This is a genomic window from Bradyrhizobium sp. TM102 (genome assembly GCF_009176685.1).
Classification (GTDB): Bacteria; Pseudomonadota; Alphaproteobacteria; order Rhizobiales; family Xanthobacteraceae; genus Bradyrhizobium; species Bradyrhizobium ottawaense.
This window is the reverse complement of sequence record NZ_AP021855.1, coordinates 2620801-2634668: the sequence shown is the minus strand read 5'-3', so window position 1 is coordinate 2634668 and position 13868 is coordinate 2620801. Positions and strand designations below refer to the sequence as shown.

Here is a 13868-nt window from a genome sequence, read left to right as displayed (position 1 = left end):
GTTTTGCAGGCAGCCGGGTCGTCGTCAGGACCTGAGCACGTGGCGCGGCGCGGCGATCGAACCGGCGACGGTGGCCGATGCCATCTCAAAACTGTCGGCGATGCGGCGCGCCTTGTCGATGAAGAGTGCAGCCGCCGGCGGCGGGCAGACCTCGCGCGCGGTCTGCTCGAACAGATCGAGCCAGCGGTCGAAATGATCGCCCACCAGGCTCAGCGGCAAATGCGCCCGCATCGGCGAGCCGTGATAGCGGCCGCTCATCAGCACGACCGAGGACCAGAAATCCCTGAGCTTGGCGAGATGCTCGTCCCAATTCTGCACGATCCCGAACACCGGCCCCAGCCGTGCATCTTCGCGCACGCGCCCATAGAAGCGGGTGACGAGTTCCCCGATCATCTCTTCGGTAATCCCGGTGCGCTCGATCGCATCCTGGGTCAACAGGTTCCGCCGCGCGGCCGCCGCCTCGCGCTCGGCCTTCAGTCGATCCGACATCTTTGCTTCGTCCGTTTCGTCTTTCCCTCTCCCCCTGTGGGAGAGGGTGGCTCGCCGCACAGCGGCGAGACGGGTGAGGGGTCTGCCTCCGCGTGCTCCTCAGCGAGTGAGTCTACGGCAACAACCCCTCATCCGGCGCTTCGCGCCACCTTCTCCCACAAGGGGAGAAGGGAACGCCCGCATCCATGCTGGCGCAATTCGCGACGTCCGTCTTTGTCGCAGCGCAAATTGCGAGGATCAGGCGCTATAGATGTAGAAGCCCTGCCCGGTCTTGCGGCCGAGATGGCCTGCATCGACCATCTCTTTGAGCAGCGGCGCCGGCCTGTATTTAGGATCGTTGAAGCCCTTGTAAAAGACCTCCATCACCGAAAGCATGGTGTCGAGCCCGACCAGATCGGCTAGAGCCAGCGGCCCGATCGGATGGTTGCAACCGAGCTTCATGCCGGCGTCGATCTCTTCCGCCGTCGCGATTCCCTCCTGGAGCGCGAAGATCGCCTCGTTGATCATCGGGCACAGGATGCGATTGACGGCAAAGCCCGGGCTGTTCTTGGCGGTGATCGCCACCTTGCCGACGCGCTTGGCGAAATCGAGGGCCTTGGCGTGGGTGTCGTCGGAGGTCTGCAGGCCGCGGATCAGCTCCAGCAGCGCCATCACCGGCACCGGGTTGAAGAAGTGCATGCCGATGAAGCGGTCGGGACGATCGGTCGCCGCAGCGAGCTTCGTGATCGAGATCGACGAGGTGTTGGTCGCAAGCAGCGTGCGCGGCGACAACGTCGCGCAGAGATCCTTCAGGATCTTGACCTTGAGCTCCTCGTTCTCGGTTGCGGCCTCGATGACGAGATCGCAATTGGCAAGCTTCGCCCGGTCGGTGGTGCCGGTGATGCGCTTGAGCGCCGCCTCGCGATCGGCCGCCGACATCTTCTCCTTCTTGACCAGACGCTCGAGGCTGCCGCCGACGGTCGACAGCCCGCGGTTCACCGCCGCATCGGAAATGTCGACCATCACGACCGAGAGCCCGGCCGCCGCGCAGACCTGCGCGATACCATTCCCCATGGTGCCTGCCCCGATGATGCCAACCGTCTGGATCATTGCCTCGTATCCTTCATCCTTGCGGGCGAGCCAATCCCGGCCGGCCCATGTTCCTGCATCAGGCTCTAGCACCGCCGGCGGGCGCCTGCGACCCTGATCCTGCCCCTTCCTTAAAGCATCCATGGCGGGAATAAAGCCGCTGCCGGTCGCGAAAGGGCACGATTTGGCCGCCTGGCGCGCAATTTGCCTCAAATTGCGTCCCTGCCCGGCCGGGCCAGCGATCTCCCTCAATCGGACGACGCGGCGGAGCTGACGGCGTGGTGTAGTCGGCGCGCAATGGCCGCCGCGAATGCCTCGCGACGCAATTGTCAGATCGAACACATCGGCTTCGTGCCCCACCTGTTAGCGTCGCGCAAATGAAGAACCACATCGGGCTATCAATCATCCTCACCGCTCTGCTCGTCGCCACACAAGGCATGGCAGCCGAAACCAAAGGCGCCGGCTCAACCTTCGTTTCCCCCGTGATGGCGAGATGGACCGACGCGTACAAGGCCAAGACCGGAAACGTCGTCAGCTATCAAGCCGTCGGCTCCGGCATCGGCCTCGGCCTGATCAAGAAAGAAGCCGTCGATTTCGGCGCCAGCGACATGCCGCTCGACCCCAGGGAGTTGGACAGGCTCGGCCTGATGCAATTCCCGATCGTGATCGGAGGCGTCGTCCCCGTGGTCAATATCGACGGCGTCAAGCCCGGCCAGATCCGCTTTACCGGGCAAGTGCTCGCCGACATCTATCTCGGCAGGCTCAAATCCTGGAACGATCCCGCGATCGCCGAGATCAACCCCGACGTCAGATTGCCGAACGCTGCGATCACGGTGGTCCATCGCATCGACGGCTCCGGCACGACGTTCAACTGGTCGAACTACCTCGCGAAGGTCAGCCCGCAGTGGAAAGCCAGCGTGGGCGAAGGCACCTCCGTCGAGTGGCCGCTTGGCCTCGGCGGCCGGGGCAATGATGGTGTCGCCTCGCTCGTCGGTCTCATTCCCGGCGCGATCGGCTATCTCGAATACACTTACGCGCTGCAACGTCTCGACCGGATTTCCTTCGGAATCGTGCAGAACAGCGCCGGCAATTACGTCGTGCCCGACGCCGCATCTTTCCAGGCGGCCGCATCAAGCGCGGACTGGAAGGCGGAAAAGGATTTCCATCTCGTGCTCACCAACGCGCCCGGTGACGACGCCTACCCGATCACAGCGACGACCTTCGTGCTGATGCCGAAGGCGCCAAAATCACCGGAACGATCGGCAGCCGCCATCGATTTCGTCCGCTGGTCGCTGGAAAACGGAAAGTCCGAGGCCCAGACGCTCAACTACGTCCCGCTGCCGCCTGCCTTGATCGACCAGATCGAACGCTATTGGCAGCAGAGCATCGACGCTGCCCCCAGGATTTCGGCGTCGGCCACCGTCAAACGCTGAGGCTGCAACCGCGGGCGGCCGAGCCGATCCCGGATACCCCGCTCGATGAACCGCTTCCGACAGGGTCGGGAGCGGTTCGCCGCTTCCGGTTCGGGCCAGCCACGCCGATCCTTCTGGAAATTCCGCAGTGAATCGTGATCTAGTCGGCAGGAGGCCTGTTGCCGGCTCGCCACGGTGAGAATACGCGGGGGTCCATGAGAGCGGCCGAACCGCTGCAGAGCCCCGGGGACTTTCGAATGGACGTGATCATCTACCACAATCCCGAATGCGGCACGTCGCGCACGACGCTGGCGACGATCCGGAACGCCGGCATCGAGCCGCATGTGGTCGAGTATCTGAAGACACCGCCATCGCGAGCCCTGCTGCAGCAGCTCATCGCACGCATGGGAATTTCGGTGCGCGAGGCAGTCCGCGAGAAGGCTGCCCCCTATGCGGAGCTCGGGCTCGCCAACCCCGCGCTGACCGACGATCAGCTGCTCGATACGATGATGGCGCATCCGATCCTGATCAACAGGCCGATTGTCGTGACGCCGAAGGGCGTCAGGCTCTGCCGTCCCTCCGAACTGGTGCTCGATCTGCTGCCGGCGCAACAGCGTCAGGCCGGATGAACGACTTCGCACGATCCATTGGCGCGGCGCTCTCGCTGATCGGCGAAGCCGACGCCGAGCTGCTCGGCATCGTCGCATTGTCGGTGCGCGTCAGCCTGACCGCGAGCATCCTTGCCCTGCTGATCGGCGCGCCGATCGGGGCCTTGCTCGCGATCACGCGTTTCCGCGGGCGGCAGGTGATCATCGTGCTGACCAATGCGCTGCTCGGCCTTCCGCCGGTCGTGGTCGGGCTCGCGCTCTATCTTCTGCTCTCGCGGTCCGGCCCGCTCGGGGTGGCCGGACTGTTGTTCACGCCGGCCGCCATGGTGATCGCGCAGACGCTGCTCGCCACCCCGATCGTGGTGGCGCTGGTGCACCGGCCTGCGAGCCTGCTGTGGGCGGAATATGGCGACCTCGCACGGATCGACGGGCTGTCGGTCTTCCGCTGCATGGCGCTGCTGTTCGCGCTCGGCCGGACCTCGCTGCTGACGGCCTTTCTCGCCGCCTTCGGGCGCGCCATCGCCGAGGTCGGCGCCATCATCATCGTCGGCGGCAACATCCGCGGCTTCACGCGCACGATGACGACCGCGATCGCGCTGGAGACCAGCAAGGGCGACCTGCCGCTGGCACTCGGACTCGGACTGATCCTGCTCGCGCTCAGCGTCGCGGTGTCGACCGTCGCCTTCCTGCTAGTGGGACGCGTTGGGGAAAAATAGCTGCTCGCCGCCCACCTTGTAGCCGGCGATCGCCTCCTGCCCCTTCGGCGAGACCAGCCAGTCGATGAAGGCTTGCCCATCCTTCGCCTTCACGTTCGCATGCCTTGCCGGATCGACCAGCATGACGCCGTACTGGTTGAACAGCCGCTTGTCGCCCTCGGTCAGGATGGCGAGCTCGCCGCGATTCTTGAAGGACAGCCAGGTGCCGCGGTCCGACAGAACATAAGCGTTCGACGACGACGCCATGTTCAGCGCCGGGCCCATGCCCTGGCCGATCTCACGATACCAGCTGTCCTTGCCGGCACTGATGTCGACGCCCGCCTCCTTCCACAGCCGGAGCTCGGCCGCGTGCGTGCCGGACTTGTCGCCGCGCGAGATGAACGGTGCCTTCGCTGCCGCGATCTTGCGCAGCGCATCGGTGACATCCTTGCCTCCGGCGATCTTTGCGGGATCGCTCTTGGGCCCGACGACGACGAAGTCGTTGTACATGACGTCGAAGCGTTTCACGCCCTGCCCTTCGGACATGAACTTGTCCTCGGCAGCCCGGTCGTGGACGAACACCACGTCGGCATCGCCGCGCCGCCCGATATCCAGCGCCTGGCCGGTGCCGACGGCAACGACCTTCACGCTGATGCCCTCGGCCTTCTCGAACAGCGGCAGCAGATGGCCGAACAGGCCCGACTGTTCCGTCGAGGTGGTCGAGGCCACGGTGATGGTGCGCTCCTGCGCGAACGCGATGGTGGACCAGAGCAGGGCCGCTCCGATGGTGACAATCTTCCTCATGCGTCGTCCCCCAACAAACAATGACGATCCTGAATAACCTCTGGCGATGGCGACGGGAACCCCGACATTCGGCCGCAGAGAGTTGAAGCGGTGGCTTCAAATCCGCAGGAACGCCGTTGGCGCGGGCGGATTGTATGGGGATGTAACGTCAAGGAGAATCCCGTGAAAAAGATCATCTTGGCATCGGCATGCATCATGGCGCTCGCGTCCGGTGGCGCCTTCGCGCAGACACAACCCGCTCCAGGCGCCTCCGGTCAGGGCGACGTCGGCCCCTCCTCGCGTGGTCCCGCGACCAAGGGAATGACGACCGGCAAGTCGTCGAACATGCAGAACGAGGCCAGCGACAGCAAGGGCGCGCAGCAACCATCGGCCGGCGGCACCAACACGAATAACATGGGCAGCCAGGCCGGAGGCAGCGCGGGCGGCGGCAGCGCGGGCGGCGGCAAGTAGCCGAAAGATCGAAAAATCCCGGAGGGGATCATCGTCCCCTCCCGCAGGCCGACCGGCGTCGATCAACGGCCGGGGCAATATCTCATCACGCTGCGGATCCCCTGTGCCTCCGGTTCCTTCATCCATCCGATTTCCCTGGCCAGCCAAAGCTTGTCGTCGCCGATGACATAGGCGAACGTCATGGTGTCGAAGCCTCTGGGATTGCGGACCGACACCTCGCCGCAGGCCACCTCGATCGAGCGGCCCTGCGGGTCGGATGCGGGGCTGGTCCAGGAAATGTGGATTTCCGCATTCGGCGGGATCAAATGAGCGGCGATCTTTGGCGTGAGATCATTTGCCAAGGCAGGTGCGCAGATCAATGCGGCGAGGACCGCAGCCGGATATATCTTGCGGATCACGTCTTCTCTCCTTCGCTTTCGAAGGAAGCGTATCCGTGATCGGCGCCGCAGCTCTGTGGGAGCGATCACATTGGCAGCCGGTGCACGGCGGCGTGATGACAACCGCACTTTCTCGATGATGCCTGACACATCATGCAGCCGCCCGCGCGCGGGATGCGTGGATGTTCTGCAATTGGTCCTGTCTACATTGACAGGGGTGTGACGGCCGGGGCAGTTTTTCACATTGCTGGCGAATCAGCGATTGCCTCACGCCGAGTACCTCTTGGACAACTCCCAGTGCTTTCGAGACTGATATCGTTGTTGCGCCGCATCCCCGCGGTGAAATGGGCGTTCACCCGGCTTCGGCCCTTGCCGCATGGCGGCAGCATCGACGGTGCGGCGGTGGTCGCCGAACAGCCTGTCATCGTTGCCGACAACGCTGAAGCTCTTCCGGCTCTCGATACCGGCATCGGCACTGATCCGCTGCGCAGCGACGCCGCGGTCGCCGAGAACGGCAGCGCCCACCCTGTCATCGCGGAAGCAGCAGCCGATGTCGCCGGCAGCGACGATTCCCTGCAGCAGGCGCCGACAGAATTCGAGCCGGTCTTGGTCTCAGAGGTTTTGGTCTCGAACGAGGCAGCCGGCGAGACGGTCGACGGTCCCAAACCAGTCGATGTTCCTGAACCCGTCATCGCCAATAATCCGCCTGTGGAGCTTTCGACGAAGCCCGCGTCCGACGCCATTGAAGCGATCGGGGCCATCGACGTCCAGGACGAGCCGGCCAAAGCGGCCGAGCCCGTCATCAGCAGCGATCCACCTCCCGAGCTCGCGGCCGACGTTGAGCCTGATGTCGCCGAGGAGACCTCGTCCAATCTCCAGGTCGTTTCGGTTGATGTCGCTTCGGTTGACGCCCCCGCGCTCGTCGTTGCCGACGATCCCTCCACCGTTGCCGTCGTGGATGTCGAGCCTGTTCTAGACGATACCCATGTCACGCTTGCCGATCGCGACGTCCCGGCGGAGCCTGTCGCTGAAGACAAGATCGACAGCGATTCCGCCTCCGGCACTGCGGTGGCAACCGAGCCGGTCGCTGCAAGCGATCCTGCCCCTGTCGCCGCGGAGGACTCTTCCGCCGACGCCCTCGTGGTCACGCATGATGGGCCGGCTCCGGCGCTCGCGGCTCCACGTGAAGAGATTCGCAGTGCGCCGAAACTTCGCGCGAAGGCCACGGAACCTGCCGATCGCACCGCGCTGATCCGGCAGCGCTGGGCGGAAACCGGAATCAGGATGTGGAATCCCCGCCTTCACGGCACCGGCGAAGCCACGCTGAACATCCAGGGCAGCGTTGGGCTGCTGCCGCCAGCGCCCGGCGAGACGATGCCGCGCTACGACAAGCTGGAATTCAAGATGCTCGGCGGACAGATCGTCTGCGAAGGCGTCATCGTCGAGGCCCCCGCGCAGGCGAGCCATCGCAGCTTCACCCGGCTCGCCGAGCCAGGGAAGCTCGACCGGGTTCGCGAACCGGTGCGGGAACGCCAGGCCGCTCTGGCCTGATCCTTTCCGCTGCAAGCGTCGTCACGCCGTGCTAGGCTGAGGTTTCCCGGACATGGGAGATCACATGCCTGCGAAGCTGTTGCGACTGATCGTGATCGCCGCCCTCTGCGTCTCGCAAGGAGCCTTTGCGGCGTCGGGCAAACGGCCTCACCACACGCCCGCCACCGATCCAGCCGCGCCCTACAAGGCCGACCGGCTCTCCTCATCGCGTGGCGAGACCATCCTCAACACGCCCGGGCAGACCACCGTGCTGACGCGAGAAGTCCTCGACGACATGAACGCGCGGAGCCTCCGGGATGCGATGCGCTCGACCGCAGGGGTCACGATCGGACGCTAGAGCATGATCCGGAAAAGTGCGCAGCGGTTTTCCAAAAAGATCATGCTCAAACAATAAACCAAAGACCTAATCTCATCGCGCTTTGGGCTGCTCCTCGCTCAGGGGATGGATAGCCCTTCCAGATCCACTCGAGCGCCGACGGCAGCGTCTGTGCGATCGTCGACCGATCGACGTGCTTGGCGTTGCGCACGAACAGGTACTGATAGTGGTAGCCCTTCTCCGCCAGGACCTTGGCTCCCCCGCTGGGCAGCGCAATCGCATTTGGGAGGGTCTCTCCGTGTCCATCCTTCGAGACGCCCGCCGTTGGCGGGCTCTCAGGACGACGGCGGAGTGCGCGGCAGCAGTTTTCAACGAGCACCGATGCTGCTTAGCCTCATCGTGAGGAGACCGCGAAGCGGTCGTCTCGAAGGACGAGGCGCGCGCTCAGCTGCGGAAAATGCCATACGAGATTGCCCTGCCGCACCGGGGAGAGGTGCGGCAAGACGTTGCGCCGAAGCGCATGGTTAGCAGAGCGTAACGGCGGCTTTTGCAGGACTTCACCGCGATACGCCTGCTGCCGCAGCCCCGTATCGTTAACACAGCCTCACCATTGCACGCGTCCGGAAATGCAGCGGTAGCGCGCAACCTGCGCTGGTCTATCGCGCAGGACCCGATCTAACGGGCCCTTTACCCACGCTATGCAAGATCGCCGGCGTTTTCAGGATCCGGGGCTCGTATTTCAATGCCTGTTGCCGATTTGAAGTCTTACTTCGCCGCCGCAATGCGGCTGTTTCGCGTGCCGGCCGACAATCCCGAGCTGACGCGCGCGCAGTTCGACGCCTTCTCCAAGCAGATCCCGCTGCTCTACTTCATCCTGATCACCAACACGATCGCGGTCGCATATACCTATGTGCCGCTGGCGCCGGCCTCACTCAGCATGATCGTGCCCGGCGTATTGATCGCGGTGGCGGGCTATCGGACCTTCTGGTGGCTGCGGCAGCGCCACGTCGTCCGCAGCGACGCCGACATCCTGGGCAATCTGCGTCTCACCAACTGGATCGCGGCACCGATCGCGGCGGGCTTCACCGTCTGGTCGTTCGCCCTCTATCCCTATGGCGATCCCTTTGCCAAGAGCCAGGTGGCCTTCTACATGGCGGTGACCGTGATCGGCTGCATCTTCTCGCTGATGCATCTGCGTTCGGCCGCGCTGATCGTGACTCTCGTCGTCGACGTGCCCTACGTCGTGTTCTACTTCGCCACGGGCGAGCCGACGCTGGAGGCGATGGCCGTCAACAATTTGCTGGTCACCGGCGCGATGGTGACGGTGCTGACCATCTACTACCGGGACTTCGCCGATCTCGTCGCCAGCCGCAAGTCGCTGCTGGCACAGCAGGCGGCGACCCAGGCACTCTCGGACGAGAACTTCCGCCTCGCCAATCTCGATTCCCTCACCGAGCTGCCGAACCGCCGCCGCTTCTTCGCCGAACTGACGAGCGCCTTTGCCGACGCCGAGCGCAGAAACGTTCGCGTCGCGGTCGGCATCATCGACCTCGACGGCTTCAAGCCGATCAACGACAATTACGGCCACAGCGTCGGCGACCGCGTCCTGATCGAGGCGGGTCGCCGCATCCGCGAGGTCTGCGAGGGCTTCGGCCCGCAACGCGTGGAATTCGCCCGACTCGGCGGCGACGAGTTTGGCCTCGTCGTCTGTGGCGATCCCGACGATGCCGATCTGGCACGGCTCGGCGAACGTATCGGCGGGCAGGTCAAGCTGCCATACCAGCTCGACACCGCCCACACCGGCCTGTCCTGCTCGATCGGTTTTGCGCTGTTTCCGGACTCCGCGACGACGTCGGAAGCTCTCTATGAATGCGCCGACTATTCGCTCTATCATGCCAAGCGCCAACTGCGCGGACGCACCGTGATCTTCTCGGGCGAGCTCGAGGCCGAGATCCGCAGCCGCGGCGTGATCGAGAATTTGCTGCGCACCTCCGATTTTGGCGCCGAGATGGAGCTGGTGTTCCAGCCGATCGTCGATGCCATGAGCGAGCACGCTGCGGGTTTCGAGACGCTGGCGCGCTGGCACAGCCCCCGTCTCGGGTGGGTTTCCCCCGCCGACTTCATTCCGGCGGCCGAGCGCATCGGCCTGATCCGCCCACTGACGCAGACGCTGCTGGCGCGGGCGCTCGCGACGGCCAAGACCTGGCCCGACGACATCCGCCTGTCGTTCAACCTGTCCGCTCACGACGTCTGTGCCGCCGAAGGCATCCTGCCGCTGATCTCCATCATCGAGAAGAGCGGCCTGTCGCCGCGTCGGATCGACTTCGAGATCACCGAGACCGCCGTCACCTTCGATTTCGTGCGCGCGCAGCAGTCCATCTCGACGCTGAAGGCGATGGGCTGCGGCATCTCGCTGGACGATTTCGGCACCGGCTATTCCTCGTTGAGCCACGTGCACCGGCTGCCGCTCGACAAGATCAAGGTCGACCGCAGCTTCGTCGCCGACATCAACGAGAACCCGATCAGTCACAAGATCATCAAGTCTTTGACGGGCCTCTGCGACGACATGGAGATCGCCTGCGTCGTCGAGGGCGTCGAGACCCGCGCCCAGCTCGACACCCTGCGCCGGCTCGGCTGCGACTTCATCCAGGGCTATTATTTCGCAAGACCCATGTCAGCCGATGCGATCGGCGACTATCTCGCGAACGAACGCCAGCGCCTCGACGGCGCCAAGGTCGTGGCCTAGCGGGCTAAACGTCAGACCGCGCAGTAGCGTTCCTGGATGTCCTTGTCCGCGAGCAGCGCCGCAGCGCTGCTCTCGTGCACGACCTCGCCCTGGTCGATGATCACGGCGCGGTCGGCCAGCCGCAGCGCCCATTCGACGTTCTGCTCGACCAACAGCAGCGTCTTGCCCTCGTCACGCAGGCGGCGGAACAGCACGCCCATCTCCTCGACGAGGACGGGCATGATGCCCTCCGAGGGTTCATCGAGCAGGATCATCTTGGGCTTGCCGATCAGTGCGCGCGCGATCGCCAGCATCTGCTGCTCTCCACCGGAGAGCGTCACGCCCTCCTGCTCGAGGCGCTCCTTCAGGCGCGGAAAGGTCGCGGCGATTTCGTCGATCGCGGCCCGCTCCTCGATGCCGCTGCCGGCCGCGACGAGACCGAGCCGGAGGTTCTCGCGCACCGACAGCCCGGGAACGATGCGCCGCTCCTCGGGCACGTAAGCGAGGCCAAGGTGGAAGCGCTGATGGGCGCGCAACGGCAGGAGCTCCATGCCAGCAAAGCGCACGCGGCCGGTCGCCTTCGGCATCAGGCCCATCATGGTTCGCAAGGTCGTGGTCTTGCCGGCGCCGTTGCGACCGACGAGGGCAACCACCTCGCCCTCCTTCACGTGCAGCGAAATGCCGTGGAGGATGTGGCTCGCGCCATACCAGGCGTGGAGATCTTCGATTTCGAGCAGCGCTGTCTCAGCCATAACCTTCACTCTGTCCGAGATAGACCCGGCGGACTTCCGGATTGCTCCTGATCTCGTCCGGCGCGCCGTCCGCGAGCAGGCGGCCGTGGTGCAGCACCACGACGCGCTTGGACAGGCCCAGCACCATCTTCATCTTGTGCTCCACCAGCAGTACCGTGCGCTTGTCGGCGAGCCGTTCCAGCAGCGCGACCATGTCCTTGGTCTCTTCGGGACCCATGCCGGCGGTCGGCTCGTCGAGCAGCAGCAACTCGGGCTCGGAGACCAGCGCGATCGCGATCTCCAGCGCGCGCTGCTGGCCGTGCGAGAGGAACTTTGCAAATTCGCTTCGCCTGCCGAGAAGCCCCACCGCGTCGAGTGCCGCATCGGCACGCGCATGCAATTCGGTCAGCCGCGCGCGATTCCGCCAGATGTCATAGCTCACGGCCAGCGCCTGGGCCGCGACGCGGACGTTCTCGTGCACCGACAGGTCCGGAAAGATGTTGGTGATCTGGTAGGACCGTGAAATGCCCTGGTGCACGAAGCGGTGCTGCGGCAGGCCGTTCAGCTCACGCCCCCGGAAATGCAGCTTGCCGGAGGTCGGCGTCAGTGCACCTGAGAGGATGTTGAAGAACGTGCTCTTGCCGGCACCGTTCGGCCCGATGATCGAGGTGAGCTGCCCCGCCGCAAAGGACAAGGTAATATCCTCGAGCGCGACAAAGCCGCCGAAGCGCTTGCCGATTCCCTCGGCGCGAAGCAGTTCGCCGCTCATCGCCGCGCCTTTCCGATGCGAAGGGCATCCAGCAGCGTGCCCCAGATGCCCTTGGGCAGGAACAGCACGAACAGCACGAAGATCGCGCCGACGAAGATCTGCCAATGCGGCGTCCAGAGCGAGATGACATCCTCCAGGATCAGGAAGCTCGCCGCGCCGACGAAGGGTCCGAAAAAGCTGCGGGCGCCGCCGAGCAGCACCATCATCACGATCATGCCCGAGGTCTGGTAGTGCAGGATGTCGAGCGGCACGATCGACAGATGCAGCGCCAGCATGCAACCGCCGAGCGAGGAGATCGCGCCCGACAGCATGAACACGACCAGCTTGCTGCGCTCTACGTCGTAGCCGCAGGCCCGCGCGCGCTGCTCGTTCTCGCGGATCGCCTCGATGACGGCCCCGAACGGCGAGTTCAGGATGCGCGACTGGAACCACATCGCCAGCGCCGCGAAGGCCATCAGCACGTAATATTTGTTGATGGGGTCGAGGAAATTGACCTGGAGGCCGAACAGGCTGATGCGGTCGACGGTGAAGCCGCGCAGGCCGTTCTCGCCGCCGGTGAAGGAGGACGCCTGGAGCGCGACGTAGTAGACGAGCTGCGCCAAAGCGAGCGTCACCATGGAGAAATAGATGCCGCGGGTGCGCGTCGAGACAATGCCGATCAGGGCCGCCAGGCAGGTGCTGAGACCCACGGCGAGCGCGACCGCGGCAAACCACGGCACGCCATAGCGGCCGATCGCAATGCCGGTAAAGTATGCACCCGCCCCGAAGAACGCGGCCTGCCCGAACGACAACAGCCCGGTGTAGCCGAACAGCAGATTGTAGCCCATCACCACGACACCGTAGATCAGGACGTTGACGGCCAGCGCCTTGGACGGCAGCAGCCAAGGCAATATCGCCAGCACGGCGATGGAGAGCAGCACGCGGTGGTCGAGAAGCCGGCCGAGCCCGCTCGGCGCAGGCTTGGCGAGAGCCTCGCCGCTCGAAGGGTGCGTCACGCCGTCCTCCCTCTCACGCCGAACAGGCCTTGCGGGCGGATCAGCAGCACCACCGCCATCAGCGCGAACATGACGATGGTCGCCATTTCAGGCGCGAACAGCGCCACCAGGCTGATGGAAATGCCGACCATGAGGCCGGCCACGACCGCGCCGACGATCGAGCCGAGACCGCCAATCACCGTGACGACAAAGGCTTCGGCCAGTACCAGCGAGCCCATCTCCGGATTGACGCTGCGCATGGGCCCGGCGAGCACGCCACCCAGCGCGGCGAGACCGACGCCGAGCCCGAAGATCGCAAGCCACACCCGGCCGATGTCGACACCGAGCACCTGCATGATGGTGGGATCGCGCGCACCTGCGCGCACGATCAGGCCGACACGGGTCTTCTCCAGCGTCAGCCAGAGCGCCAGCAGCACCACCGCCACCAGCGCGATGACGAACAGGCGGTAGCGGGGGAAGAAGCCGATGCCGAGATCGAGCACGCCGATCAGCTGCGGCGGGGTCGGAAACGGAATGCCGTCGCTGCCGAACACGATGCGCACGCCCTCGACCAGGACGTAGCTGAGGCCGAAGGTGAGCAGCAGCGGATCGTCGATCGAGCGTCCATACAGCCTGCGGATCAGCACGAACTCGATCAGCATGCCGAAAGCGCCGATCAGGATGGGCGCGAGCAGCAGCCCCCACCAGAAGCTTCCGGTGAGCGAGGCCAGATACAGCCCGGCATAGGCCCCGATCATGAACAGCGCGCCATGGGCGAAATTGACCACCCCGAGCATGCCGAACACGATCGTCAGTCCAAGCGCAGTGATCACCAGGACCGCCCCAAGGGCGATCCCGGAGAGAAGCTGCATGATGATCAGCGACAGGTCCATCGTCAC

15 protein-coding genes are annotated in these 13868 nt (G+C 64.8%); 7 read left to right on the top strand and 8 right to left on the bottom strand.

Features of this window, described 5'->3' with window-relative positions:
• Positions 1–24: 24 nt before the first annotated feature.
• Positions 25–489, bottom strand: coding sequence for a group III truncated hemoglobin (locus GDN70_RS12330; protein ID WP_038973413.1), 465 nt, complete (start codon positions 487–489; stop codon positions 25–27).
• A 237-nt stretch (positions 490–726) separates the two neighbouring features.
• Positions 727–1578 carry a 3-hydroxybutyryl-CoA dehydrogenase gene (locus tag GDN70_RS12325; RefSeq protein ID WP_028142715.1) on the bottom strand — a complete coding sequence of 284 codons (852 nt, stop codon included), beginning with the start codon at positions 1576–1578 and terminating at the stop codon, positions 727–729.
• A gap of 356 nt (positions 1579–1934) precedes the next feature.
• Here GDN70_RS12325 and pstS point away from each other — a divergent pair, with 356 nt between their 5' ends.
• The 3 genes from pstS to GDN70_RS12310 all read left to right on the top strand — a co-directional run bounded on the left by pstS (position 1935) and on the right by GDN70_RS12310 (position 4293).
• Positions 1935–2990: a phosphate ABC transporter substrate-binding protein PstS gene (pstS, locus tag GDN70_RS12320; protein ID WP_038973414.1), complete on the top strand. Its 1056-nt coding sequence runs from the start codon at positions 1935–1937 to the stop codon at positions 2988–2990.
• A gap of 236 nt (positions 2991–3226) precedes the next feature.
• Positions 3227–3598, top strand: a complete 372-nt coding sequence (gene arsC, locus GDN70_RS12315) for an arsenate reductase (glutaredoxin) (protein WP_049801793.1) — start codon at positions 3227–3229, stop codon at positions 3596–3598.
• Positions 3595–4293 (top strand): ABC transporter permease, encoded by a 699-nt coding sequence (locus tag GDN70_RS12310; RefSeq protein ID WP_028142716.1) that lies wholly within the window; start codon positions 3595–3597, stop codon positions 4291–4293. The genes arsC and GDN70_RS12310 overlap by 4 nt, the downstream gene beginning before the upstream one ends.
• On the opposite strand, the gene GDN70_RS12305 is transcribed toward GDN70_RS12310, so the two are convergent.
• Positions 4267–5076, bottom strand: coding sequence for a substrate-binding domain-containing protein (locus tag GDN70_RS12305; protein WP_038949228.1), 810 nt, complete (start codon positions 5074–5076; stop codon positions 4267–4269). The genes GDN70_RS12310 and GDN70_RS12305 overlap by 27 nt on opposite strands.
• Before the next feature lie 162 nt (positions 5077–5238).
• On the opposite strand from GDN70_RS12305, the gene GDN70_RS12300 reads away from it, so the two are divergent.
• On the top strand, positions 5239–5526 hold the full coding sequence (locus tag GDN70_RS12300; RefSeq protein WP_038949230.1) for a hypothetical protein: 288 nt from the start codon (positions 5239–5241) through the stop codon (positions 5524–5526).
• Positions 5527–5588: 62 nt separating this feature from the next.
• Here GDN70_RS12300 and GDN70_RS12295 read toward each other — a convergent pair whose 3' ends face one another.
• Positions 5589–6053 (bottom strand): hypothetical protein, encoded by a 465-nt coding sequence (locus GDN70_RS12295; RefSeq protein ID WP_152102571.1) that lies wholly within the window; start codon positions 6051–6053, stop codon positions 5589–5591.
• A gap of 168 nt (positions 6054–6221) precedes the next feature.
• Here GDN70_RS12295 and GDN70_RS12290 point away from each other — a divergent pair, with 168 nt between their 5' ends.
• The 3 genes from GDN70_RS12290 (at position 6222) to GDN70_RS12275 (ending at position 10516) form a co-directional block, all read left to right on the top strand.
• On the top strand, positions 6222–7454 hold the full coding sequence (locus tag GDN70_RS12290; protein ID WP_152103686.1) for a hypothetical protein: 1233 nt from the start codon (positions 6222–6224) through the stop codon (positions 7452–7454).
• 64 nt (positions 7455–7518) lie between these two features.
• Entirely contained in the window at positions 7519–7791 is a 273-nt protein-coding gene (locus GDN70_RS12285) for a TonB-dependent receptor plug domain-containing protein (protein ID WP_038949233.1), read from the top strand.
• Positions 7792–8512: 721 nt separating this feature from the next.
• The gene (locus GDN70_RS12275; protein WP_152102570.1) at positions 8513–10516 is read left to right on the top strand and encodes a bifunctional diguanylate cyclase/phosphodiesterase; all 2004 of its coding nucleotides are present in this window, start codon (positions 8513–8515) and stop codon (positions 10514–10516) included.
• Between the two features lie 11 nt (positions 10517–10527).
• Here GDN70_RS12275 and GDN70_RS12270 read toward each other — a convergent pair whose 3' ends face one another.
• From GDN70_RS12270 to GDN70_RS12255, 4 genes are read right to left on the bottom strand one after another with little or no spacing between them, the layout of a single operon-like run.
• Positions 10528–11247 carry an ABC transporter ATP-binding protein gene (locus GDN70_RS12270; RefSeq protein ID WP_049801795.1) on the bottom strand — a complete coding sequence of 240 codons (720 nt, stop codon included), beginning with the start codon at positions 11245–11247 and terminating at the stop codon, positions 10528–10530.
• Positions 11240–11995 carry an ABC transporter ATP-binding protein gene (locus GDN70_RS12265; RefSeq protein ID WP_152102569.1) on the bottom strand — a complete coding sequence of 252 codons (756 nt, stop codon included), beginning with the start codon at positions 11993–11995 and terminating at the stop codon, positions 11240–11242. Before GDN70_RS12265 ends, GDN70_RS12270 begins: the two co-directional genes overlap by 8 nt.
• Positions 11992–12990, bottom strand: coding sequence for a branched-chain amino acid ABC transporter permease (locus GDN70_RS12260; protein ID WP_038949238.1), 999 nt, complete (start codon positions 12988–12990; stop codon positions 11992–11994). The genes GDN70_RS12265 and GDN70_RS12260 overlap by 4 nt, the downstream gene beginning before the upstream one ends.
• The gene (locus GDN70_RS12255; RefSeq protein WP_028142726.1) at positions 12987–13862 is read right to left on the bottom strand and encodes a branched-chain amino acid ABC transporter permease; all 876 of its coding nucleotides are present in this window, start codon (positions 13860–13862) and stop codon (positions 12987–12989) included. Before GDN70_RS12255 ends, GDN70_RS12260 begins: the two co-directional genes overlap by 4 nt.
• Between the last annotated feature and the right edge of the window lie 6 nt (positions 13863–13868).